Genomic DNA, 21,891 nt, shown 5'->3' on the forward strand with positions numbered 1-21,891 from the left:
AGAAATAAGGCACTTCCTGTTCAAAATTGAACAAGAAGTGCCTTATTTTTATCTGAGAAAGGTTCGTTTTTATGAAAACGTAAGTTTTTCAGTGCCCTCATTAAAACGTAGCTCTTTTATCTTTATTGAACTAACGGTGCAAGCTTGTTGAAGAAACATGTTACGCTACAAAAGTGGAATTTTAAATTCCATCACTATATACGGTTGTGATAAATTGCTATTTACTTACTTTAATAATAGTACCTTGATTGATTCTTAATAAGTCTTGAACATTTATTTTAACTAATGAGTTTTCAGAACCACCACCAGTATATATGACATCCATATTTGTTACTTTGGGATCCACTAAAAACTTTGCTTGAAAACCAAAAGAAGGAACTCCACCTGGTGGGAAGCCTGTATGTTCAATAATTTCATTGCCGTTAGCAAGTCTTGGTTTTTCTATGTTTAGTGATTTGGCAACACGAGTCGTACTAGCTCTATCGTTTCCTTTTACAATAGCAACGATTAATTCATTATTTGAGTCAATCATGCAAATATTTTTTACAAAATCGTCTTCCGAACCATTAACTGCTTCAGCAGCCTCTTTTACAGAGTGGCATGATTGATTAAAAACGAAGTGCTCAGCTTTTACATCATTAGCGTCTAAAAATTCCTTCACTTTAGTTTCATATGAATTCATAAAGGTCTCCTTTTAATATTCTTATTTATGTAAATATTAGCATAATAGTACAAGTTTTAAAATCACTACTAAATAATCATGCAATTGCGCTAGAAACGAAGATCATTTTCCATGTAACTTCACCCATCAGCAATAATGGTAATGAACGTTTTGCAAATTGCTTTATCTCATAGGCACTTCCCAACAAGCTCTTACTCAAAAAACGCCTGAGTCTTCAACCTCAGGCGCTTAACATTTATACATTTTTACGAATCTATTTAAACCTATTTTGTTCACCGTATACTCTAAAACATAATCCATATGGGAGCATCCTACTATTCAAATGCCCTTCACATGCTGGCTCTTAGTTTTAGCCCGTAACAAATTTAGTGAGGTAAAGCGAGTTATTGCATCACACCAATTAGAATTTGTTAATGGTAAAAAGCTGCAGCAATTTCAAGTGCTTTTAGCGGCTCTTTGATTAAGTCAAGCGTATAGACAAGTTTTTCGTCCTGCCAAACAATTATATTTCCTGATTTATAAACATCTAAGCGCGCACAACCATTTTGTTTTGGAATAGGAAGCATATGTGTTTCTAAAAATTGGACTGCCTTTTTTGCAAGCTTCACACCTGCATCTGGATTGTCTGTTCGTGTATGTGTTGCTAATGCCCATCGTCCCTCATTCCAACCAGTCCATAGCGAACCAGCTCCAGCATCCTGATAACCTTTAATGTTATAGCCAAGATCAACCTTTTGACCACCATTTTGACTATAGTTCACAAATGAAATTTGCTCATTTGCTACTTTAGCGTTCGGATATTGCTTTACTACTAGCCTTGCTATAATTGTAGCTGTCTGTGAATTTTTAAGCTTTCTATCATTGAGTGGCAAATACTCTTTACTTTCAAAAAATAGTACTTCAACTTGGTTTGCTTCTGCCTTCGTTGTTGCAGTTAAAAATGTACCTTTTGTTATCGGAAGTTCTTTTGGTAAAATGATAGGTAAATTAGTTTTAAGCTGGTCCTTCATATTTTTGAGTACACCAGCTTGTGTATTAGAGGCTACTATGTTTCCTTTATTTATTTCAGACGCTTCCTGTTGATTTTCATGTGATTGACGCTCTTCTTCCTGTGGCTTGTTTGACACGTTAGTTTGTTGTTCTTCTTGCGACTTGTTCGGCACAGGTTCTTCTTGATCAGAGCATGCACTTATTATACTGAAACTTAAAAACATGACAATGAAAAGTATTTTTTTCATGGCATTGGCCCCCTTTATTTTTCCTATCCTTCTTTTCCTTTGCGGGAAGAAAACCCATTTTCTTTTATTTTCAAACCCCGAAGAGCAGCATCATCATTGTTTAATCCGTAAAACCTGTATGTTAGCGTTCATTACAATTCATATTTCACCTCCTAAAATTAGGATTCGTTTAGTAGACGTACATTTATGACAACAGTTTCACCGTTTTCCAAAAAAATCTAATTTGAGAGTAATACATGCTAAAGTTGCCGAAAGAAACTAAAGCTAAACCTATCCATTTGATTTCCCCTCTTAAACTGGAGAAAGTTGTAATAAACTATTCAATTGACCATTAAAACTTCACGATCCACCTGTTATGCTATTATGTGAGTTTCTCCCTCAAACAAAAGGTCGCATCGATGCAGGGAAATGTCTCCCTTCACCATGTTGCGACCTTGAAAGAAATTTATTTGTCAATGTAAATAGAAATGCGTTCACCTTTTGACAATTTTGCACTAGGTTTAATGATTTGATCATTTAATTGAATCGTTCCATCTTCAATTTTCTTTATGATCTGTGATCGACTCCAATCTTCAATTTGAATTGCAAGCACTTTATCAATTCGGTGTTTGCCAATTACATCATCTAATACAATGTATATCACCTTTATTCCTTGTTTTGCTAAGCTGATTATCGGAATCGTTGATAATATTGAAGCTTCTTCTTTCTGTTCCTCAACTTCAGCAACATGCTCTGAGAACGTTTTATAAATAGCTAACTTTTTATTCCACGTATGATTTTTTTCGCATTTATATATTGCATATTGGTATATATTTTTTCCATTTGCGTTATGCCTTCGTACATTTGTATCCGTAAAAACAGATATTCTCCCACACATTTTGCAGTCCTTCTTGACAGTTCGTTCTGGTATTTGAGAAAGTCTCCAGCGGAATGTAATATTTACCATTAATCCTTCACCTCTTAAGATAAAGGTACGCAAGCATCTATTTGGATATCTCGCAGTACAATGTAAAATTTATTGTTTAAATAAAAAAGGAGATCCTAAACAAGGACCTCCTGACGCATTGAGACTACAGGGTTGCTTGGTTCCTTTGTAATGAGAAAAATGGGCATACTACCCCCTTGAGAAAAACATTGTTTTTTTGAGGGTAATGCTATCCAATTTATTGATCATTACAAAGTAAAGTTTGGCATACGTGTTCTCCTGTATCCTTTCTATCCAAATAGGGTTATTCCAATATTACCATATACTTACACATAAATACATTAGAGTGTTATTCAATTATTGATATTGCTAAAAATTCACAGCCCGATTTACCCGAGGAATTCAAATTGTCCGAAAGTTATGCCCCGATATATCATAAGCACCGTTTTGAAAACAACATAAAACAGTTTTATTTAAAATAAAAACCTATCCCTTTAGAGCTCACAATGTTATAGCATTGATTCTTGTTAACGCACTCAACACCAATCATCTTCCAATTTCAAATCGTCATCATTTTCTTTTCTAAAAATACTTAAAAACAACTAGATAATTATCAATATTGTTCTCGAATACTATGAATACTATAAATTATAGAAAGGAGGGAAATAATTATGTCTTGTGGTAGTGGTAGAGGTTATGGCACAGGTTCAGCATTTGCGTTAATTGTTGTTCTGTTCATTCTTCTAATTATTGTCGGCGCTAGTTTCATGAGAGTCTATTAATACCCAACACCGCCCCCTAATGCTCATAACTATTGGAAGGTCATAATAATTTAACCTTTCACATTCAAATACTAAGGGTCATTATCCTCCGGTGACCCTTTTAAATTTTCCTCTGTCTCTATCATACTCAACCCTCAAATGCTAAAAAAACAACTATAACTTGGTTAGATACATTAAAAGCCGTCTTACTATTAGCAAAACGACCTTTCTAAAGGGCTCAAGCCGCCATGTTGGGTATTCTCTCCATATTTTGACTCTTCTATCCATGATTCTGATTGTTCTATCCACGATTTTGGCTCTTCTATCCACGATTTTGGCTCTTCTATCCACGACTTCGCATAGAACTTGTAGCATGACGTAAAATGTTGAATCCACTATTCCAATACTGCCCAAGATGAAGTCATATCCAAAATATTGTTAATGCCCCGAAAATCTCTAATACCTGATTTCAATGAAAAATAACCCGTTACGATCACCATAACTGAATATTTAAACGCGATTAATTCCGATAAAAATTCCCCACGAACTAAATTCATTATACGATCTAAAATATGAACTCGTTTGGCGATGCCATTTACTACCACTGAGTCTGAAGGTAATAAAATAGCCATTAAAGCAAAGACAGCAGTTAAAGGAATTATCCAGTGTACAAACAGACCACCAATAATACGTTAATTACACTAAAACAACCGCGTTAAATTTTCGCAAAAATCAATTTATTGTGTTATGCTTTTCCTTAGCAAAAAAAGGAGGTACAGTCCAATGGTAAAAAAGTAAAATGAGAAAATCTTAAATTATGTTTTTTCCAACAAACATGTAGATTTTCTCTTTCATAGAATTAATATCTGATGTAGAGGAGAAATAACATGTTAAATAAATTAAGTGATACTATTTATTATTTACCAAATCAAAATGATAATGAACGACCAACGTTAGGATTGGTGTGTGGTGACCAATGTAGTCTAATTATAGATGCTGGCAATTCAACACAACATGCTAAAGATTTTTTACTTGAAATCGACAAATTAAATGTACCACCTATCAAATATTTGGTAATTACACATGCTCATTGGGATCACTTCCTTGGTATGAATGAATTTGAAGCAACTGTTATCGTTAATAGTCGAACAAACGAATTGTTAAAAGAATGGCAAAGTTATAGGTTTGATGATAATTCACTTCAAAAATATGTGAAAGCTAATAAGATAAGTGCTCGGGATATGGAGATTATACAAGCTAATATACCAAAAAGAGATAGTTTTAAATTGAATTCTCCGGATCTAATCTTTGAAAATACATTAACCATTGATTTAGGTAATAAAGTTTGCCTAATTGAAAAAATTAGAAGTACTCATACAGATGACTCTACGATTATTTATATTCCGGATGAAGAAGTTGTTTTTTTAGGTGATTCCGCATATTGTACAACAACAAATGACCTATTTCATTTCAAGCAATCGTTGTTATTGTCTATGATTCAAGACATTAAAAAATATAAAGCTGAATGGTTCTTACTTGGTCATGAATCGATCTGTGATTCCAATGAAATGAATATTTATTGGGAAGAGTTAACAACAGCAAGTCGAGCTGTAAAATCAACCTCATTAGAAAATGCTATTAAATGCTTTAAGGTAGAAAATAAAAGAGGCCCCAATGATAATGAATTATTTTTCTTAAAAGCATTTGTTAATGACCGTATAATTCAATCACAATAATTGATTAATAGCCACCTCCTTTAACCTTTTGGCATACTAGTTTCCTCAGCATACTGAGTTGTGGCTAATTTCATACCTTTGTCCACATTCTTTTTATTGTTTAAAATAAAGTTTATACAACTCAAAATCCGGTATTTTACGATAAATAAAAGAATCCATTTTGAAAAAAGATTGTTTCAAAATGGATTCTTCAATTACATATTCATTTTTCAAATTTAACTACATAAATATAGTTTTGGTTGCAACTGTTTGTTGAAATGCTTGATCATGCTCAACAAAAACCATTGTGGGATTAAATTTTTGAATAAGCTCTTCAATCTGCATGCGCGAATAAATATCAATAAAATTCAACGGTTCATCCCAAATATAGATATGCGCTTTTTCACATAAACTTTTGGCTATAAGTAGCTTTTTCTTTTGTCCACCAGAATAATGAGCAATATCTTTCTCAAATTGAATTCGGTCAAAGTCCATCTTACGTAAAATCGATTTAAATAACGTTTCATCAATCCCATGCTCTTCAATAAAGTCCGATAACATTCCCTTCAAATGAGAAGTATCTTGTTGGACATAGGAAATAACAAGGCCAGAACTAACATACATCGAGCCTGTATGCTGTATCGGATTTCCTAGAATTAGTTTGAGGATACTACTTTTTCCGCTTCCGTTCTTGCCATCAAGCACAATTCTGTCACCTTGTTCCAGTTTAAAGCTAATTGGCTTATTCACGATTTGGTCATCGTACTGAACAGACACATCAGCCAAAACAATCAATTCATTTGAATGAAACGCCAATGATTCTAATTTTAATGACTCCGTTTTTTCCACATTTTTCAGCAGTTTTGACTTTTCCTCAATAGCTTTTTGTTGCCTTGATTCAAGGTTTTTTGCTCTCTTCATCATCTTTGCTGCTTTATGTCCTACAAAACCTTTGTCTAACTTAGAACCCGAATTCGTTGTTCCATTTTTGGAAGCTTCCACTTGATTTGACCAACCTGATGTACGCTTTGAAGATTGTTTTAATCTCCCTATATCTTTTTGTAGACGCTCATTAGTTGCCTCTTCATGTTCCTGCTGTCTATCAAAATTCAACTTCCAAGAAGAATAGTTACCGCTTTGGACTTCAATATTGGCCCTATTTATAGATAGAATATGATCAACGCATCCATCTAAAAAGATTCTGTCATGTGAAATTAAGATAAACCCTTTTTTCTTCCTTAAATATTCAGAGACCATCTTTCGTGCTTCCGTGTCTAGATGGTTGGTCGGCTCATCAATTAATAGAAATTGACCTTCCGTCAAAAAAAGTGCAGCAAGCAACACCTTAGTTTGTTCTCCATTTGACAATGTTTTAAAAGGTCGATACATAACCTCGGCATCAACGTCCAGATAGGATATTTCACGAAGAATTTCCCAATCTTCTGCTTGGGGGCAAATTTCTTCCATGATTTCATGCGTATACTTGTTTTTATCCGAAACTGGATAAGGGAAATAATTAAATTCCACCGAAGAATTGATGTTCCCACTATACTCATAATTCCCTAATAATAAATTAAAAAATGTTGTTTTTCCTCGTCCATTTCGACCGATAAATCCAAGTTTCCAATCCGTATCGATTTGAAAGTTAACATTTTCAAAAATATTGTCAAAGCTACTTGGATAAGAAAAAGTTAAATTTTGAACTTGTATCATTGACATGATAATTCCTCCTTTGTATAGCAATACTTTTTACTTTTTATACAAAGTCGGCATATCCATCCATTTTTAATTTCTCCGTATAAGTTTGATGGATATTAACGACTTGTACGGAGTATTACATGCGTAACAATAGTATCTGAATCGCTCATTTTTTTCTCTCCTTTGTTTTTGATTTATGTTACAGACTAAAAAAATTTGTTTTAACTATGAGAGCATAAAAAATCCTCCCAATTTGAAATTGGAAGGATTAGTCATTCACTTATACTAAATAAGTGTTCTTTTTTGCCATTGGAACCATGACAAATAAAACGTAAACTGATTTATAAAAATGGACAGACTAATCCTATATTTTGTAATTTGAAGTTTGAAGTTGTTCATTTCAAATAAAAATATAGTTTAGTTAATCATCGTCCATTCATCAGTCCTCTCATAATTTGTATTTTCATTTTACCAAATTTTTTTATGAAATACAATTCAACATTCTTCTTTCATTCAAATTATTGCTTTGCTCCTTTGGTAATTGCCATACAATTGACCACAAGATGCATCGATATCAATACCAAATTGACTTCTTATGGTCACATTAATACCTGATGATTTTAATTTTTCATAAAAATTTACAACATGACTTTCATTAATTTCGCCGAATCATAAAGGAGAACTAACGGTTGGGTTATTTAGTTTTACTTGCATCATTCTCATTCCTTCCATAAGCTCTCTATTTTTATAGGAGTAAATTGAAATATGAAAGTAAGTTTATGTAAAGTGTAATTTTAGATTTGTTATAATACTGGCCAGTCTATATAGATTAATTATGGTTCGCTGATTTAATTCATAAAAAGGATCTGATTACAATCCAACCTTTCAATTACTCAATGAAACTTAGTTGTTAAATCTTGGGGCAACTATACATTTTGTCTCTTTTTAATACCAACTTCAAATTTTCTATTACGGAACAGAAACGCGACTAAGCTACATAGCAAAATAATTGGTACACTCACTTTATATAAATCTGTAAAACTTTTTGCCATTTCTTTTTCAGCATAATGACTAATATCATCCGCGTATGCATCCATTTCTTTCCTTATACCCTCGATTTTTTCTTCAACCCCTTTCGTTACTTGATTAATAATTTCTGACCGTTTCATTTCTCTGTATTGTACCGGGACTTCATTTAGTGCATTATTTACTTTCTCTTCAATGATGCTTTCCTTTTGTTGTGGACTTAGGCCAATACTATTAGTTCCCTGTTTCTGTTCTATACTTGACTCTAATTCTTTGTTTTGTATTTTTTCTTTTGTTACTGTTAATATTTTCTCTTGCTCAGCTTTATCAACATGAAGACCATGCACTTTTTCTTCCGCATAATGAAAAACATTACCTTTATTTATTGACAAATTATGAGTCAAGCCTGATACAAAAATAGCCACTGCCAGTACAATTCCTAACTGTCTAAGCATGGACACAACACTTTGAGAAGCGGTTAATAATTCTCCCTCAAATGTGGAGGCTGTTAATATAGTAATTGGCCCAACAACTAAACCATATCCAACACCTAAAATCATACACGGAATGATAATTTCTTTACTTGTTGAATTTGCTCCTATCATCTGTAAACAATAATAAGCCAAACTCATAACTATAAATCCTACTAATATTACCTGAACCTTACCGAGCTTCTTCATAATCAGTGAAGCAAATGGAGAAACTAGAAATATCATGGCAGAAATAGGTGTCACTAAGAAAGCTGCTTCAATTTCTGTTCGATGTTGTATTTTTGTGAGAAACGTTGGCAGTAAAACTGTTACCCCAATTAAAAACAAATTACTAAGTATAACTACAATAGAGGCCCCGACAAAAGTTCGATCTTTAAATAACAGTAAATTTATCATCGGTGACGTAACTTTTCTTTCGACTAATATAAATAAAATAAAAGAAATAGTACTGATGATATAACATATCCATGCAAAGTTGCTCAGCCACCCCCAGGTATTCCCTTTCACTAAAACAAGTGTGAAAAAGAAAATAGCCAAACTAGAAAGTACTAATCCAGTCCAATCGATTTTAGCAACTACTCGTTCCTCATTCTTAATAATTAACATAATGAAACATAAAACAATACCAATGGCACAAATCGGTATATTAACAAGGAATACCCATCTCCAACCTAGATGTTGTGTAATAACTCCTCCTAGTACAGGCCCTATGGCTGCAGATAATCCTTGTGTCACCCCTAAAATACCAAGCGCAACATGCCTTTTTGCTACTGGAACCGCCGAAACTCCAATTACCATACTTGTTGGAAACAAAATAGCAGCTCCTATACTTTGAATAAAACGAGAAAAAATAAGAAAATCGCCCGTATTTGCAAGCGCACATAATGCTGAACCAATGCCAAAAATTACTAACCCTATAATATATAATTTTGCTTTTCCAAAGATATCAGCGACCCGACCTAGTGGTATTGCTAATACCGCAATAGACATCGTATATACATTCAATATCCAGGACATTTTCTCCAACGATGCACTCACATCAGCCTGTATTGCTGGTAAAGCAATATTCATAATTGTCGTATCAATCATACACAAGAAAATTCCTAGACACATTAAAAATACGATTTTGATTCCTTTAGATTGTTCCATAATATTCCCCACTCACTTGTATTACTTTCCTTCTCTTTTTTCTTGTATTGTTAATTGCGCCAATTTATTTTTTAATGTTTCAACTTGTGCAGTATAACTTGCAATCCCAACATCAAAAGAAATCTCTTCCGCAAACGTAATAGCTTCTTTCCATTTTTCGTATTTTAAACGGAGATCTGTAACATACGCCTCTTTTCTCTCAATTTCCTCTTCAATCCACTTTCTAATAGTATTCGTATCGCTATAATCCCCAAAATACATGCGCATTAAAAAGTCAGAACGCAGAACCTCCTTCTCTACATCTGACTTCATATATTGATAAAACTCTTCTCTTCCTTCATCTGTTATGAAATACATTTTTTTATTCGGCTTACCTTCTTGCATCACAACCTCTTTTTTTATTTTCCCTTCCTTTTCTAGCTGTCTTAATGTCGGATAAATCATTCCAAAACTGCCATCAAAAAAATGAGAAAATACATCTTCAAAAACTATTTTTATATCATAACCAGATAATTCTTTTTCCATGAGTAACCCTAAAACAACATCTCTTCCTTTCAAGAAAATCACCTCATTCATTTTTATATAACCAACAACCATATAAACATTGTTAATATAATTATTGATTATATATTTTGTTTATTCGTTTGTAAAGTTTAACCATTAAAGTTTTTATAAGCTTTTTTGTTAAAATGTCAGCTACCTCCGCTAGTCTAATAGGAAAATCGTAGGTATTGTAATTTTTCCTCATACTTTATCTATAAGGTGCCTTCGTACACTTGACTTAGCCGACTTTGGCTACTATCATGAAATAAAATCTATACAGTATTCTGATGAAATGTATAAAATTGTATATAAAGATATTAATAGTCGATTGAACAAATCAATTTAGCTATGCTTCATTTGCAAGTTTATACAACTGAATAGATTTAAAGAATTTGAAATTTCGTGGGTGATCATTTGAAAATTTCAATTGAAGAAATAAGCCAAGAATTAGAAGAAGAGATTCTTATTAGGTGTTATGAGGTTGATGACGAAGTATACGAAATCATTAACAAGCTGACAACGGAAGACATCATTTTACTTGGACATCAAAACGATAGTATTCACCGCATTAAGCTCCATGATATCTATTATTTCGAGGCAGTTGAGGGAAAAGTGTTTATTTATTGCAGGGACAACGTTTTTGAGGTAAAACAAAAACTATATGAGTTAGAAGAATTATGTAAAGGAAAAAACTGTTTTCGCGCATCGAAATCAACCATTTTGAATATCACCAAAATTTCATCTGTTTATCCGACTATAAGTGGTCGATTCGAAGCGGTACTGGATAACGGAGAACGAGCTGTTATATCAAGGCAGTATGTGCCTGTCCTTAAAAATATGCTTGGTTTGTAAAGAGGGATACATATGAATTTTTTGGAATTTGTGCAAAAGATAATTAAGAATTTCTTTATCATCTTCGCATCCATAATCATGATTATTACTTTGTTGCGACAAATGTATCATCCTGACATGGCCTTTGATTTGAAGTCGATTTATATCCTTATGGCATTTTCATTTTTAGGTGCCCTAACGGAATTTATTTTTTATTCTCCAAATGATCTAAGTGAGAAGAAAATGCGTATAAGAATTATTATTCATTTCTTCACTTTGGAGATTTTATTGATTGTTCTTGCTAGCGCTTTGAATCTTGTAACTGGTCAGGGTGTCATCATTCTTGCACTGCAAATTGCGGTAATCTATATCATTGTTCATCTACTGTCATGGCAAAATGATAAAAAAGATGCAAAAAAAATCAATGAAAAACTAAAGACATTTAAGAAAGACGTTGATGAGTAAACAGAAAATCAATAAGCAGTACAGTAATCGGCTGCAACAGATTATTTTACGGTAAGCATTTTGAGCTTACCGTTTTTTTGCATCTTATTGCCTTATAAATACAACTTACTGTTTTTCCATATACATCCTTCCAGCTGTTTATTATGATAATTTCATAAAAATTTTTCTAATGAGGTGGAGGAACGACTATGGGAATATTACTATTAGTAATTGCTTTAATTTTCGAAATTGCTTTTGCAATCTACTGCATAGCAACTAAGCAAAACCATAAAAAATTAAAGAACTGGATTAGAATTGCTATATTTATTGTTTTTGCAATACTTACTGTTTCATCGGTTATTGTCTGGGGTTTTAGCTGGGTAATGCTTGCTATCCTTCTTTTCTTATTGGCCGTTAAAGGGACAGTATCTCTTATTCTTAAGAAAACGAATATCAAACAATACAAAACTTCTAACATTGTGTGGAAGTCCATTATGATGATATTAATATTTGTCTTTGTACTCTCACCTGTCATTATTTTTCCACAGTATCAATTACCAAAAGTGACAGGAGAATATGAAGTCGCAACCGCTACTGACACATATATTGACAGGAATCGTATGGAGGTGTTTTCTAATAAGGAGGACAACAGAAGTGTTAATGTGGAATTTTGGTATCCTAAAAACGCAGATGGAACATACCCTCTATTAGTATTCTCACATGGAGCATATGGTATTAAGACAAGCAACGAATCTACTTTTACTGAGCTAGCAAGCCACGGGTATGTAGTCGTTTCCATCGATCATCCTTATCATTCCTTCTATACTCAATCAGAGGATGGAAAAGTAACGATGGTCAATTCAGATTTTAAAAATGAAGTCGAAAATGCAAATAAAGGTGTTTACTCGAATGAAGAACGCTATAATATTATCCAAAAATGGATGAAACTACGAACAGACGATATGAATTTTGTCATTGATACAGTACTAGCAAAAGCCAAAAGTGACAATAACCCTATTTTTCAACATATCAATACAGAGAAGATTGGTGTGTTTGGACACTCAATGGGAGGTGCTGCAAGTGTGTGGCTAGGTAGAGCACGCAATGATGTAAGTGCAGTAGTAAACATCGATGCCCCTTTCTATAGTGAACTTGTTTATAACAAATCGGATGATAATTTTATGGCAAGCAGCAAAGCCTACACAACCCCTCTTTTTAACATTTATTCTGACGATGTTTGGATTCAACTGGACCGTACTCCTGTTTATGTAACGAACAAACTCAATAATAAACAGTTCGAAGGAGCATATACTACTCATCTTAAAGGGGCGAAACATTTAAGCTTGACCGACTTGTCGCTTTTCTCTCCTATTCTGACATATTTTATACAAGGAGGAAAAGCCGAAATTGATAAATATTACTGTATTGAAACTGAAAATGAATTAATTCTTAAATTTTTTGACTTTGAATTAAAAGGAATCGGCCATTTCACTCCCGAAGAGACATATTGAACAGAGTTTCTGCCGCACTTTGTCAAATACTTGTAAGTGTTGTTTTTTGTCATCAAAATAGAAAATTATATCTTCCGCTGTCTCTTACCTGCTGAGTTACGTATAGTCCGCCAGCACTCGGTGTAGCGAACGCCAACAAAGGTATATCCACTTTTCTTTCATTGAAAACTACCAAAAAGGCTTAGGAATGTCTCCTAAGCCTTTTTCAATCTTTCCATAAGTAGCTGTCAAAAGTGACCGAGCCTTATAACACATATGTTATTTTGTTGGAATAAATGATTCGACAATGGTAGCTAATGCTTGAATGGTATCGTAGCTATCACCTGGAAATTCCGCTTGGGCAAAGTCAACTTGAAGTTCTTCACAAATTCTCTGACAGTCACTTCCGATTTCAAAATAGGACTCAATATCCGCTGAAAGCGAAAGTAGTTCACATGTGACGAAACCCTGAGCACCCTCTGCATTTAATGTATAAATCATATCTTTTACATCTGGACCAAGCCAGTCAACTTTACCATGACCACTTCGATATGTAATATGCCAGTTGTCTATTTGAGTAGCTTTTGAAATGGCCTCTGATAATTCAGAAAACTGTCGTACGTATATGTCGTTTCGCTCTGGATCAATTGGCTGACTATGTACAGTATATAAGACATGAGTCTGAGCCCGTTTTCCAGCAGGAATCCATTCGTAAGCACGTTGAATGCGATCTTTATATACAGCAAGTAATTCAGCATGTAAATGCCAACCTTTCGCATGAATGACCGTAACGTCATGTGAGGCTAATAACGCACTTACTTCATCATAAAACGCACCAGCACCTGACAAAGACATTATCGGATTCACAGGTAGCGTAATGAAAGTTGTGATTCCATCTTCAAGCATTGTGTCAACAACCTGTGAAATGTAAGGTTCGGTATGTTTGTATGCGTTATATACTTTTACATTCTGTGTTAAGCGCTGCTGTAAAGTATGTTCTAGCCCTTTAGCGATACGGCTCGTATTTGCTGCTAATGGATCAACACCACCTAATTTTTTAAATTGTGCTGTAATTTTTTCAATCATTTGAGGTGGTGGCGTTTTACCATTCAAAATATGTGAAAAATAGGGTGTAACATCGTCTAAAGATTTCGGTGCACCATAAGCGTAATAAATTATACCAATCATTTAAAAGCTCCTTTTTTCAGTGTCATTAGTAAATTTTTAAGATTTTTCCGATTCCATCTTTATAAACTAAACATATTGTAAAGGGTGAAATAAACAGGAAGCACGTTTATATTCGTGGATATGAACCTATCTAAAAATAGCATTTACTTTTAATTAGGTTGTTTTTGGTAAATTTCAGAATTCTATTATTATAGAGAAACTTCTTGTTTTTGTAGGAAGCTAACATCATTTACAAGGATTTGCGCACAATTTTACCGGGGTAAATATTGGTTTTCCACCTTGTATATAAATTTCAGCATCAATATCAAAAATTGATTGGAACATTTCTTTACATAATACACAATGTGGTGAACCATCATAATGTATTTTCCCTTTTTTTAGTACAATCAAACGTTCGCTATTTTGTGCAGCTTGGTTAATATCATGTAACACCATTATAACTGTCATATTGTATTTATGATTTAACTCTTTTACGAGCTCCATCACTTCTAATTGATGTGCAATATCTAGATATGTTGTTGGTTCATCTAGTAGCAACACTTTTGGATGCTGTGCTACAGTCATTGCAATCCAAGCACGTTGGCGTTCTCCGCCAGACATCGATGGCAATACTCGATTTTGCAAATGTTTTAATCCAGTTACTTCAATTGCCCAATCGACAATTTCTATATCCTCTTTTGATAGGACCGTTTTCCGTCCGCTATGCGGATGACGCCCAAACTCTACTAACTCACGCACAGTTAAATCTAATTGATGACTATTCATTTGTGGGAGCATCGTTAGCGTTTTAGCCACTTCTTTAGACTTCATTTCATGAATGTTTCGCTCATCTAAATAGACTATACCCGTATTCGGTTTTAAAAGACGTGAAATCACTCGTAATAATGTTGATTTCCCCGAGCCATTCGGTCCTATTAAACTAACAACTTCTCCTTCATTAATTTTCAAATTAATATCATCTAACCGGAAATTGGTGAACTCATGTTGGTAATTAATGTGCTCAGTTCGTAGCAATGGAATTCCCCTTTCTATGGATTAAATATAAGAAATACGGTCCTCCGATGAATGCTAATAATATTCCAACAGGAACCTCAATAGGATCAAATATTGATCTCGCAATTGTATCGGCAAAAACAACAAGTAAGCCACCAGCCAAAGCTGAAGCAGGTATTAAATACTTATGATCCCCACCGATAATAAGCCGTAAAATATGCGGTACAACTAAACCAACAAATCCAATTAAACCGGCCACACTTACCGCAATCCCTGCTAATAACGTACTCAATACAATTAAAAAGAATCTACTTCGTTCAACATTGTGTCCTAAAAGGCTTGCCATTTCGTCTCCTAGACGCATTATACGAATATGTTTGATTGCATAAACTGATACTATAATTGCTACAATGACATAGTAAATAATCATCTTAAATTGCACCCAACCAACACCTGTTAAACCACCAGACAACCACGGCAGTACAGATTGCACACGATCGCTATAAAGAATCATTAGTGCATTTGTTCCTGCACCACATAATGCATTAATGGCTACCCCTACTAAAATAATTCGCATTGGGGATGTACCACCTTTTTTTACCGATAATGCATACACAATCATTGCAGCGACAAAAGCACCTAAAAAAGCTGCAATAGGTAAATATATTATATAGCCAGGAAACACGACCATAACTGCTACAGCCATAATTCCAGCGCCAGCAGTAATCCCAATAACCCCTGGATCAGCTAATGGATTTTGCATTACACCTTGTAAAATTGAACCTGCAATAGCCAAACAAACACCAACAATGATACCCGTTAATATACGGGGCAAACGGATTTCCCATACGATTCGGCGTGCCATTGTATCTTCTGAACTAAAAATCCCACTAATCACTTCACTTACTGAAAATGAAACTTGCCCTATCATAAGGCTAGCGACACTCACTATGACTAAAAGTATCGGTAACACAATAAGCGCCATTCTTCGTTTTTTAGCAAGAGGGTGGGCGTATTTTTCCTCTTCTGTTATCATCGTTATTTCCTCACAATCAATTTTGCCTTGGCGTATTTGCCACTGTCGCTTTGCTTGCGCTACAGATAAACATTGCGTCCAGATTTTGAATTGTGCCCGCACAATTCATTCCTTTGTAAATCCGTGACATCCGCCGGAGGCTTTATCTTCATTCAGTAGGTGTTTGGGCACTCACTGAAAAAGTAATCAAAATTGCATTCATTTGGTGAATGAAGATAAAAAATTATTTAACTGCTTCTTTAGCTGTCTTCAAAACTCCACGCATATAGTCAATCGCTTCTACGACTTGCGTACCAGGATTGTCAAACAATTCTGCTGGTAAAATGATGATTTGATCGTTTTTTACTGCATCTAAATTTTTCCACGCTGCATTTTCTTTTAATTGTTTTTCAAAACCTTCTTTTACTGCCGCTGGTTTCGCGTGCGTAATCAGCATGATTACTTTTGGGTTACGCTCAACAATTTTCTCTACACTTAAATTTGCGTAAGTTGGATATTTATCTGTCGCTGGTAGATCAGCTGCGATATTTTTACCACCTGCTTTATTTAAAATATCTCCGTATAACGAATTATCAAGCGCAGCTAAATATGTACCTGGTGCTCCATAAACGATAAGAGCGTCTAACGTTGAACCTGTAGTGCCTTCTGCAATTTTTTCATCAATTTGTGCAACTAACTTTTCTGCTGTTGCTGTGTTATTAAATAACGCTCCATACTTTTTAATTGTTTTTTTAATATCATCGACTGAATTCATGTTTGAGTAGACAATTTTCGTACCTGTCGCTTCTACCGTTGTAGCGAACTGCTGGAAGCTTGGTGGCACAATGAGTATTTCCGCATTCAATGCAGCTATTTGCTCGAATGATGGTTCATGCGGGTTACCTATCTCTTGAATAGCTTCTACTTCTGCCCCCCTATCGGATGTAATCGTTGGTCGACCAGTAACGTTTGCACCTAACTCGAGTAAAATATCCATCATTCCTGGATTTAACGTCGCAACTGAACCCGGCGTTGCTTTAAACTCATGCTTATTCTCAAGGTCATCTATAAATGTTAAAGCTCCCCCTGTTTCAAGTGTTTGTTGTTCCATATCTACTTGGTCTACTGAAGCATTAACATCCGCTGTTTTGCTTTCCCCTCCACATGCTGCTAATGATAATGCCAACGCACCTACTAATAAAAATTTAAAGTTTTTCATGTTACTACCAACCTTTTCTTTTTATTAAAAACTCGAATTGAGAATCATTCTCATATGATTGTTTATGATTCTATTTTAAATAATTATGATTGTCAACAAACGTTTTTTTTGGTTTTTTTTAATATTTTTTATTGCATTATACAATTAATGTATGTTTTAATTGATAATGATAATCACTATCAATTAAACTTATTAAAAAAGGGGTCAATATAAATGATTACAGTTACTAACCGTATTTTAGTAAAAAAAGGCTTCGCTCATAAAATGGCACCATTATTTATATCCGGTAAATATTTATTGAACTGGGAAGGATTTAATAAAGTTGAAGTGAACGTTTGCTCAGAACCAGAAGATCATGATGAAATGAACGTTATGATGTTTTGGGATACAGTCGAGCAATTTAAAGCTTGGCGCGAATCTGAAGACTTTAAAAATGTACACCGCCGTGAAGAGATTGATAACAAAGAAAACGGTGCACCGTCTCCAATAATAGGTAACCGGGTTGTTATTTCTGAAATTGCTGCTACTTTAGTAAAGTAATTTAAGTCTATGGATCTCTTAAAAGGTGAAAGTGCTCCAATCCCTAAATCACTCTTTGAATTAACAGTAAAAATTCAAGAATAATAATTATACGTTCTTAGATGTTATTGTCATCGAGTTTACGGCAATCGTCTAAGAACGCTTTACTTTTGCGAGATCTTATTAGTCAAATTTTATGTTTAGAACACTTCCTCTTTACTGGTGCAAATAAAAAAATTAATTTTTCATATGCATTTCCTTATGCCTAGAAAAGTACACACTTAAATATAAGTGTGCTTTTTTAGTTTTTTTTCAAATCGGTGATTTCTGAACTGTCGCTACGCTTTCGTTACATAAAACAATTGCTGAAAAATATAAGTACGTATAAAAAATGCAATTCGATGTCAATTTGAATTGCATTTTTTTGCTATTGGATAAGGCAACGGTGTAAGACTCCCATGGGAATAGCTTGAGCTGACTACTTCACAGGAACACATAGTCACCTTATCCGATCTTTACTATGAATTAAATAGTAAAGACAGAGCTTATGGGATAGTAATAGTGCTTTACTTAAATTATTAATCCATTAAATTTACTAATTGTAGTGATCGTTTTAAAATTTTCGCCAGTTCTGCACGTGTTAAATTATTTTCTGGGTTAAAATAGCCATTAGACCCCGTCATGATATCTTTTACTTGTAATTCTGATACTGCATGCTTTGCGTAGTCAAATACTTTACTAGCATCTTTGTATGATAAAACATTTTTATCAACTGTTGCTTTATAGCCTTTGTATTCAAGCATACGTAATATCATTGCTGCTGCTTGCTGACGTGTTATATTTGCCGTTGGGTTAAATGTTTTTGAATTTATACCTGTCACAATACCGGCCTCTGCAAGTGCTTGTACTTCTTTTTCATACCAATGACCTTTAACATCCGTAAACGTAGTTTCTTTAGCTGATTGAATATTTAGAGCTCGAGCCATCATCACTGCAAATTGTGCACGAGTTATATTTTTATTTGGACTAAATGTCGTTGGTGTTGTACCTGTTGTAATCCCAGCCGCGTATAAAGCTAAAATTTCATCCTTACTGAATATATTCTCGATATCTGTAAAAGGATTTTCGAGTTTATTATTAGAATTATTAGCGTTATTATTTGGTTCTCCCTCTAAAACTGGTACATCAAACGTAAAGAATAATGTGTACGCCCCATAACCTAAATCTCCTGAATCTACGAATATTTTAGTTACGCCATTGCTATCTTGAACTAATGGCAAACGAACAACTCGTACTTGATCCATTTTTTCACCTGTAGAACTTATAACTTCAATATTTTGTTGCTTACCATTTCCATCAATATAAGCAAGAGTCGCAAAGCCGTATGCTTTACCAATTAGTGTCATTTCGATGTAACGTTTACCGTCAATCGTAACTAATTCTGATTTCGTGAAATATGGCGCTAAGTAGTTCGTAATAAATTCAGCCATTTTACCATTTGGATCAGCCTGCATGTTGTACTTAATTGACTGACGAGTAATCTTTTCATTTGTCGTAGTTGCTGTGACATTTGTGGAAATAGTCTTATCAGTCGTTACTGCTTCGAAAACAAGGTTATCTAGTGTATCAGCTTCAAATGAAAGTGTTGCTGTTTTTGCATTTGCAACAGGTACTAATGAAGCTACTTTATTAGACCAGTTTGCAATTTCTTTACTATTTTGTTTCACAATAAATTTCTGTAAGTTATTCCCAATATTTAATGAAAGCGTAACTTTATATTTGTTATCTTCAAATACTGTTTTTGCTTTTTGTAGGAATACAGCTATTTCTTTTGCATTCTTTGCAAATTCAAATCTAGCTACTCCCTCTTGATTTAAGTTCCCTGTAGTTCCTTCTATTTTTGTTCCGTTTTTAGTTGAATTGTTATTAATTGAAATGTTATTTGTTGAATGGCTATTAATTGGATTGCTATTAGTTGAACCACCTGTACTCGGGAATGTTGTACTATTATTGATCTTTGAAAGTGAGGCTTCATCAAATTTTAATAGAATATTATAATTATGATGATAGTTAAGATCCGCAATATCTACTTTTACCCACGCATTTTGAAGCTTAGATAAACTCGATACTGTAAATTGAACAATTCGTAAATCATTTGTGTCGCTAATCGTACTTGGTGTTGCACCATTCACTGTAAATCCAGTAATCCATGAACTATTTTTTAGTGTTAATTGAACTTGATATGAAGAACCATTTTTCACTACATATGCCTGACTATCTACATATGTGTTCATAATAGAACTACCAGTACCTGATTCATTTAAGAACGTAAAGTTTGCTGTATACAGCCCATTAGTTGATTGTTCAGTGTTTCCAGTGTTAAAATTGTTATTGCCATCGGTATTTGAATTATTATTGTTCTCCCCAGAACCAGATTCACTGCCGTTGGTATTTCCTTCTGAACTACTCTCCTCCTGCTCAGCAATTTCGCCAGTTAATAGTACTTTTTCAACTGTCGCACTCATTGTTGAAGCAGTCCCATTTCGCTCAGTTGTTAACGTAAAAGCTAAATTTTCTAATGAATCTACTGTAAATTTAATTACATTTTTAGCTGTCCTTTCACTTTTTGTGCTGCCTGCTGTCCATTTTGCAACTGTTTTATTTCCTTGTTGTACAGAAAAGCCCTTCATCGTATCATTTACAACTAGATTCATTGTTACGGCAATCTTATTATCTACTGTTTTTGTTGCATATGCTTGTCCTAAATGTAATCCGATTATTGTGTGAGCGGGTGCACCAGAGTTGACTGGAGTCAGTCCAAACTCAATTACTTGATTGTTCTTGTTGAAATGTTCAGGTAAATATACAACTGATTCTTTTACCGGTATAAAATCAAATGTAAACGGCGTTGCTGGATAATTTTCACCTGACATAATTACTGTAGCCTTTAAATTAGCGTCTAACTTTACTTTTATGACGCGCACTAATGATTTTCCTTCTCCTTCAGAGCTTACGATTTTTACGTCTTCTCCATTTTCATTGCCTACTTTTATTGTAGTAAATGCATATGTGTGACCTGTTAGTTTAATATATGCATATTTTTCTTCACCAACAGTCGCTAAATCAGCATAGTTAATATAGCTTTTAAAATACGTATCATATGACTTATTATTTGTTAAAAATGTGAAAGGAACATTTTCTGTGATAACTTCATCTGTATTTTGCCCTGGCTGATCTGGGTGTTCTGGCTGTTCTGGTTGATCTGGTTGATCTGGCTGTTCCGATTGATTTGGTTGATCTGGTACTTCTTCACAACCCCGGTCAATCTCCGCAACATTTGAAATAGCTAGATACACAATATAATCATGGTCGTAAGATAGAGCTGGAATGTAAACATCAACCCATGCTTTTATTGTTTCCTCATATTGGTCGACTACGAACGTGTAAATATCGTTGTCATTCATGTCTGTTATTTTTCCAATAGCTGCTTTTAATTCGCCACCTGATTCAACTTTAAAATCCTGGTACCACGTTTTATATTCTTTTGGCACCGTAATGTCTACCGTATATTGACCATCTTTTTGTTTAACAGTAGCTTTCTTATCGACATAGCTATTCATCATTGAATCTGCTGTTTGTTGTTCATTGAGAATTTTGATATTTGATGAATAGTCAATTGTGCAGTTAGCTTCGGTATTCTCCTCCGCCTTTACTTCCATTCCAAAGCTCGGTAATATTGTACCTAAAATTAGCATTACCATTGCTACATATTGTAAAAGTTTCTTCACTACTTTGACCTCCTGAATTTTTCATTATTTCGATCTTCCTGTGCGTTTCTACCTCCTTTATGTATTAAAAGATTTTACTATTACTACCCCTAACCCAAATGATTATGATTATCATTCTCAATTAAAGTTAAAAGAAAAACATCTATTCATTAATTGGATGTTATAAAGTATACAAC

The 21,891-nt window shown here is 34.1% G+C and carries 17 protein-coding genes and 1 pseudogene; 6 read left to right on the forward strand and 12 right to left on the reverse strand.

The features are described from left to right. Positions 1-217 precede the first annotated feature (217 nt). From PVA17_RS20720 to PVA17_RS20730, 3 genes are all read right to left on the reverse strand, one after another. A complete protein-coding gene (locus tag PVA17_RS20720; RefSeq protein WP_132359480.1) occupies positions 218-682 on the reverse strand; it encodes an aminoacyl-tRNA deacylase in 465 nt (154 codons plus the stop codon). A 410-nt stretch (positions 683-1,092) separates the two neighbouring features. Next, on the reverse strand, positions 1,093-1,920 hold the full coding sequence (locus tag PVA17_RS20725; RefSeq protein ID WP_274068810.1) for a hypothetical protein: 828 nt from the start codon (positions 1,918-1,920) through the stop codon (positions 1,093-1,095). 445 nt (positions 1,921-2,365) lie between these two features. Further along, positions 2,366-2,866, reverse strand: a complete 501-nt coding sequence (locus tag PVA17_RS20730; protein ID WP_274068811.1) for a S4 domain-containing protein — start codon at positions 2,864-2,866, stop codon at positions 2,366-2,368. Between the two features lie 650 nt (positions 2,867-3,516). Here PVA17_RS20730 and PVA17_RS20735 point away from each other — a divergent pair. Beyond that, positions 3,517-3,627, forward strand: coding sequence for a YjcZ family sporulation protein (locus tag PVA17_RS20735; RefSeq protein ID WP_132359486.1), 111 nt, complete (start codon positions 3,517-3,519; stop codon positions 3,625-3,627). An 866-nt stretch (positions 3,628-4,493) separates the two neighbouring features. Then, a complete protein-coding gene (locus PVA17_RS20740) occupies positions 4,494-5,342 on the forward strand; it encodes an MBL fold metallo-hydrolase (protein WP_274068812.1) in 849 nt (282 codons plus the stop codon). A 219-nt stretch (positions 5,343-5,561) separates the two neighbouring features. On the opposite strand, the gene PVA17_RS20745 is transcribed toward PVA17_RS20740, so the two are convergent. The 4 genes and pseudogenes from PVA17_RS20745 to PVA17_RS20760 form a co-directional block, all read right to left on the reverse strand. Beyond that, positions 5,562-7,040, reverse strand: coding sequence for an Lsa family ABC-F type ribosomal protection protein (locus PVA17_RS20745; protein WP_274068813.1), 1,479 nt, complete (start codon positions 7,038-7,040; stop codon positions 5,562-5,564). Between the two features lie 492 nt (positions 7,041-7,532). Then, positions 7,533-7,715 (reverse strand): annotated as a pseudogene (locus PVA17_RS20750) (23S rRNA (adenine(2503)-C(8))-methyltransferase ClbB); the annotation flags it as partial. Between the two features lie 230 nt (positions 7,716-7,945). Continuing rightward, complete coding sequence (locus PVA17_RS20755; protein ID WP_274068814.1) at positions 7,946-9,685, reverse strand: DHA2 family efflux MFS transporter permease subunit; 1,740 nt, start codon at positions 9,683-9,685, stop codon at positions 7,946-7,948. A 21-nt stretch (positions 9,686-9,706) separates the two neighbouring features. Continuing rightward, positions 9,707-10,243 carry a PadR family transcriptional regulator gene (locus tag PVA17_RS20760; RefSeq protein ID WP_132359494.1) on the reverse strand — a complete coding sequence of 179 codons (537 nt, stop codon included), beginning with the start codon at positions 10,241-10,243 and terminating at the stop codon, positions 9,707-9,709. A 399-nt stretch (positions 10,244-10,642) separates the two neighbouring features. Between PVA17_RS20760 and PVA17_RS20765 the strand changes: the two genes are divergently transcribed. The 3 genes from PVA17_RS20765 (at position 10,643) to PVA17_RS20775 (ending at position 13,014) form a co-directional block, all read left to right on the forward strand. After that, positions 10,643-11,080, forward strand: a complete 438-nt coding sequence (locus PVA17_RS20765) for a LytTR family DNA-binding domain-containing protein (RefSeq protein ID WP_274068815.1) — start codon at positions 10,643-10,645, stop codon at positions 11,078-11,080. Positions 11,081-11,092: 12 nt separating this feature from the next. After that, on the forward strand, positions 11,093-11,524 hold the full coding sequence (locus PVA17_RS20770; protein ID WP_132359499.1) for a DUF3021 family protein: 432 nt from the start codon (positions 11,093-11,095) through the stop codon (positions 11,522-11,524). Between the two features lie 188 nt (positions 11,525-11,712). Next, the gene (locus tag PVA17_RS20775; protein WP_274068816.1) at positions 11,713-13,014 is read left to right on the forward strand and encodes an alpha/beta hydrolase family protein; all 1,302 of its coding nucleotides are present in this window, start codon (positions 11,713-11,715) and stop codon (positions 13,012-13,014) included. A 258-nt stretch (positions 13,015-13,272) separates the two neighbouring features. Here the strand turns inward: PVA17_RS20775 and hemH are convergent, their stop codons facing one another. From hemH to PVA17_RS20795, 4 genes are all read right to left on the reverse strand, one after another. After that, entirely contained in the window at positions 13,273-14,181 is a 909-nt protein-coding gene (gene hemH / locus PVA17_RS20780) for a ferrochelatase (protein ID WP_274068817.1), read from the reverse strand. Between the two features lie 225 nt (positions 14,182-14,406). Next, positions 14,407-15,195 carry an ABC transporter ATP-binding protein gene (locus PVA17_RS20785; RefSeq protein ID WP_483308041.1) on the reverse strand — a complete coding sequence of 263 codons (789 nt, stop codon included), beginning with the start codon at positions 15,193-15,195 and terminating at the stop codon, positions 14,407-14,409. Further along, entirely contained in the window at positions 15,182-16,210 is a 1,029-nt protein-coding gene (locus PVA17_RS20790) for a FecCD family ABC transporter permease (protein ID WP_274068821.1), read from the reverse strand. Before PVA17_RS20790 ends, PVA17_RS20785 begins: the two co-directional genes overlap by 14 nt. 223 nt (positions 16,211-16,433) lie before the next feature. After that, a complete protein-coding gene (locus PVA17_RS20795) occupies positions 16,434-17,408 on the reverse strand; it encodes an ABC transporter substrate-binding protein (RefSeq protein WP_274068818.1) in 975 nt (324 codons plus the stop codon). Positions 17,409-17,621: 213 nt separating this feature from the next. Between PVA17_RS20795 and PVA17_RS20800 the strand changes: the two genes are divergently transcribed. Next, entirely contained in the window at positions 17,622-17,948 is a 327-nt protein-coding gene (locus PVA17_RS20800; protein WP_132359509.1) for a heme oxygenase, read from the forward strand. A 557-nt stretch (positions 17,949-18,505) separates the two neighbouring features. Here PVA17_RS20800 and PVA17_RS20805 read toward each other — a convergent pair. Continuing rightward, a complete protein-coding gene (locus PVA17_RS20805) occupies positions 18,506-21,715 on the reverse strand; it encodes an NEAT domain-containing protein (protein ID WP_274068819.1) in 3,210 nt (1,069 codons plus the stop codon). Between the last annotated feature and the right edge of the window lie 176 nt (positions 21,716-21,891).

Origin of the sequence: Lysinibacillus sp. CNPSo 3705, from assembly GCF_028674935.1 — a bacterium.
Lineage (GTDB): Bacteria > Bacillota > Bacilli > Bacillales_A > Planococcaceae > Lysinibacillus.

What these genes read in the sequence shown, in the direction of transcription:
- PVA17_RS20790 (WP_274068821.1), bottom strand. Translation starts at nt 16,210, where the DNA reads ATGATAACAGAAGAGGAAAAATACGCCCACCCTCTTGCTAAAAAACGA.
- PVA17_RS20725 (WP_274068810.1), bottom strand. Translation starts at nt 1,920, where the DNA reads ATGAAAAAAATACTTTTCATTGTCATGTTTTTAAGTTTCAGTATAATA.
- PVA17_RS20740 (WP_274068812.1), top strand. Translation starts at nt 4,494, where the DNA reads ATGTTAAATAAATTAAGTGATACTATTTATTATTTACCAAATCAAAAT.
- PVA17_RS20745 (WP_274068813.1), bottom strand. Translation starts at nt 7,040, where the DNA reads ATGTCAATGATACAAGTTCAAAATTTAACTTTTTCTTATCCAAGTAGC.
- PVA17_RS20735 (WP_132359486.1), top strand. Translation starts at nt 3,517, where the DNA reads ATGTCTTGTGGTAGTGGTAGAGGTTATGGCACAGGTTCAGCATTTGCG.
- PVA17_RS20795 (WP_274068818.1), bottom strand. Translation starts at nt 17,408, where the DNA reads ATGAAAAACTTTAAATTTTTATTAGTAGGTGCGTTGGCATTATCATTA.
- PVA17_RS20800 (WP_132359509.1), top strand. Translation starts at nt 17,622, where the DNA reads ATGATTACAGTTACTAACCGTATTTTAGTAAAAAAAGGCTTCGCTCAT.
- hemH (WP_274068817.1), bottom strand. Translation starts at nt 14,181, where the DNA reads ATGATTGGTATAATTTATTACGCTTATGGTGCACCGAAATCTTTAGAC.
- PVA17_RS20720 (WP_132359480.1), bottom strand. Translation starts at nt 682, where the DNA reads ATGAATTCATATGAAACTAAAGTGAAGGAATTTTTAGACGCTAATGAT.
- PVA17_RS20775 (WP_274068816.1), top strand. Translation starts at nt 11,713, where the DNA reads ATGGGAATATTACTATTAGTAATTGCTTTAATTTTCGAAATTGCTTTT.
- PVA17_RS20770 (WP_132359499.1), top strand. Translation starts at nt 11,093, where the DNA reads ATGAATTTTTTGGAATTTGTGCAAAAGATAATTAAGAATTTCTTTATC.
- PVA17_RS20755 (WP_274068814.1), bottom strand. Translation starts at nt 9,685, where the DNA reads ATGGAACAATCTAAAGGAATCAAAATCGTATTTTTAATGTGTCTAGGA.
- PVA17_RS20730 (WP_274068811.1), bottom strand. Translation starts at nt 2,866, where the DNA reads ATGGTAAATATTACATTCCGCTGGAGACTTTCTCAAATACCAGAACGA.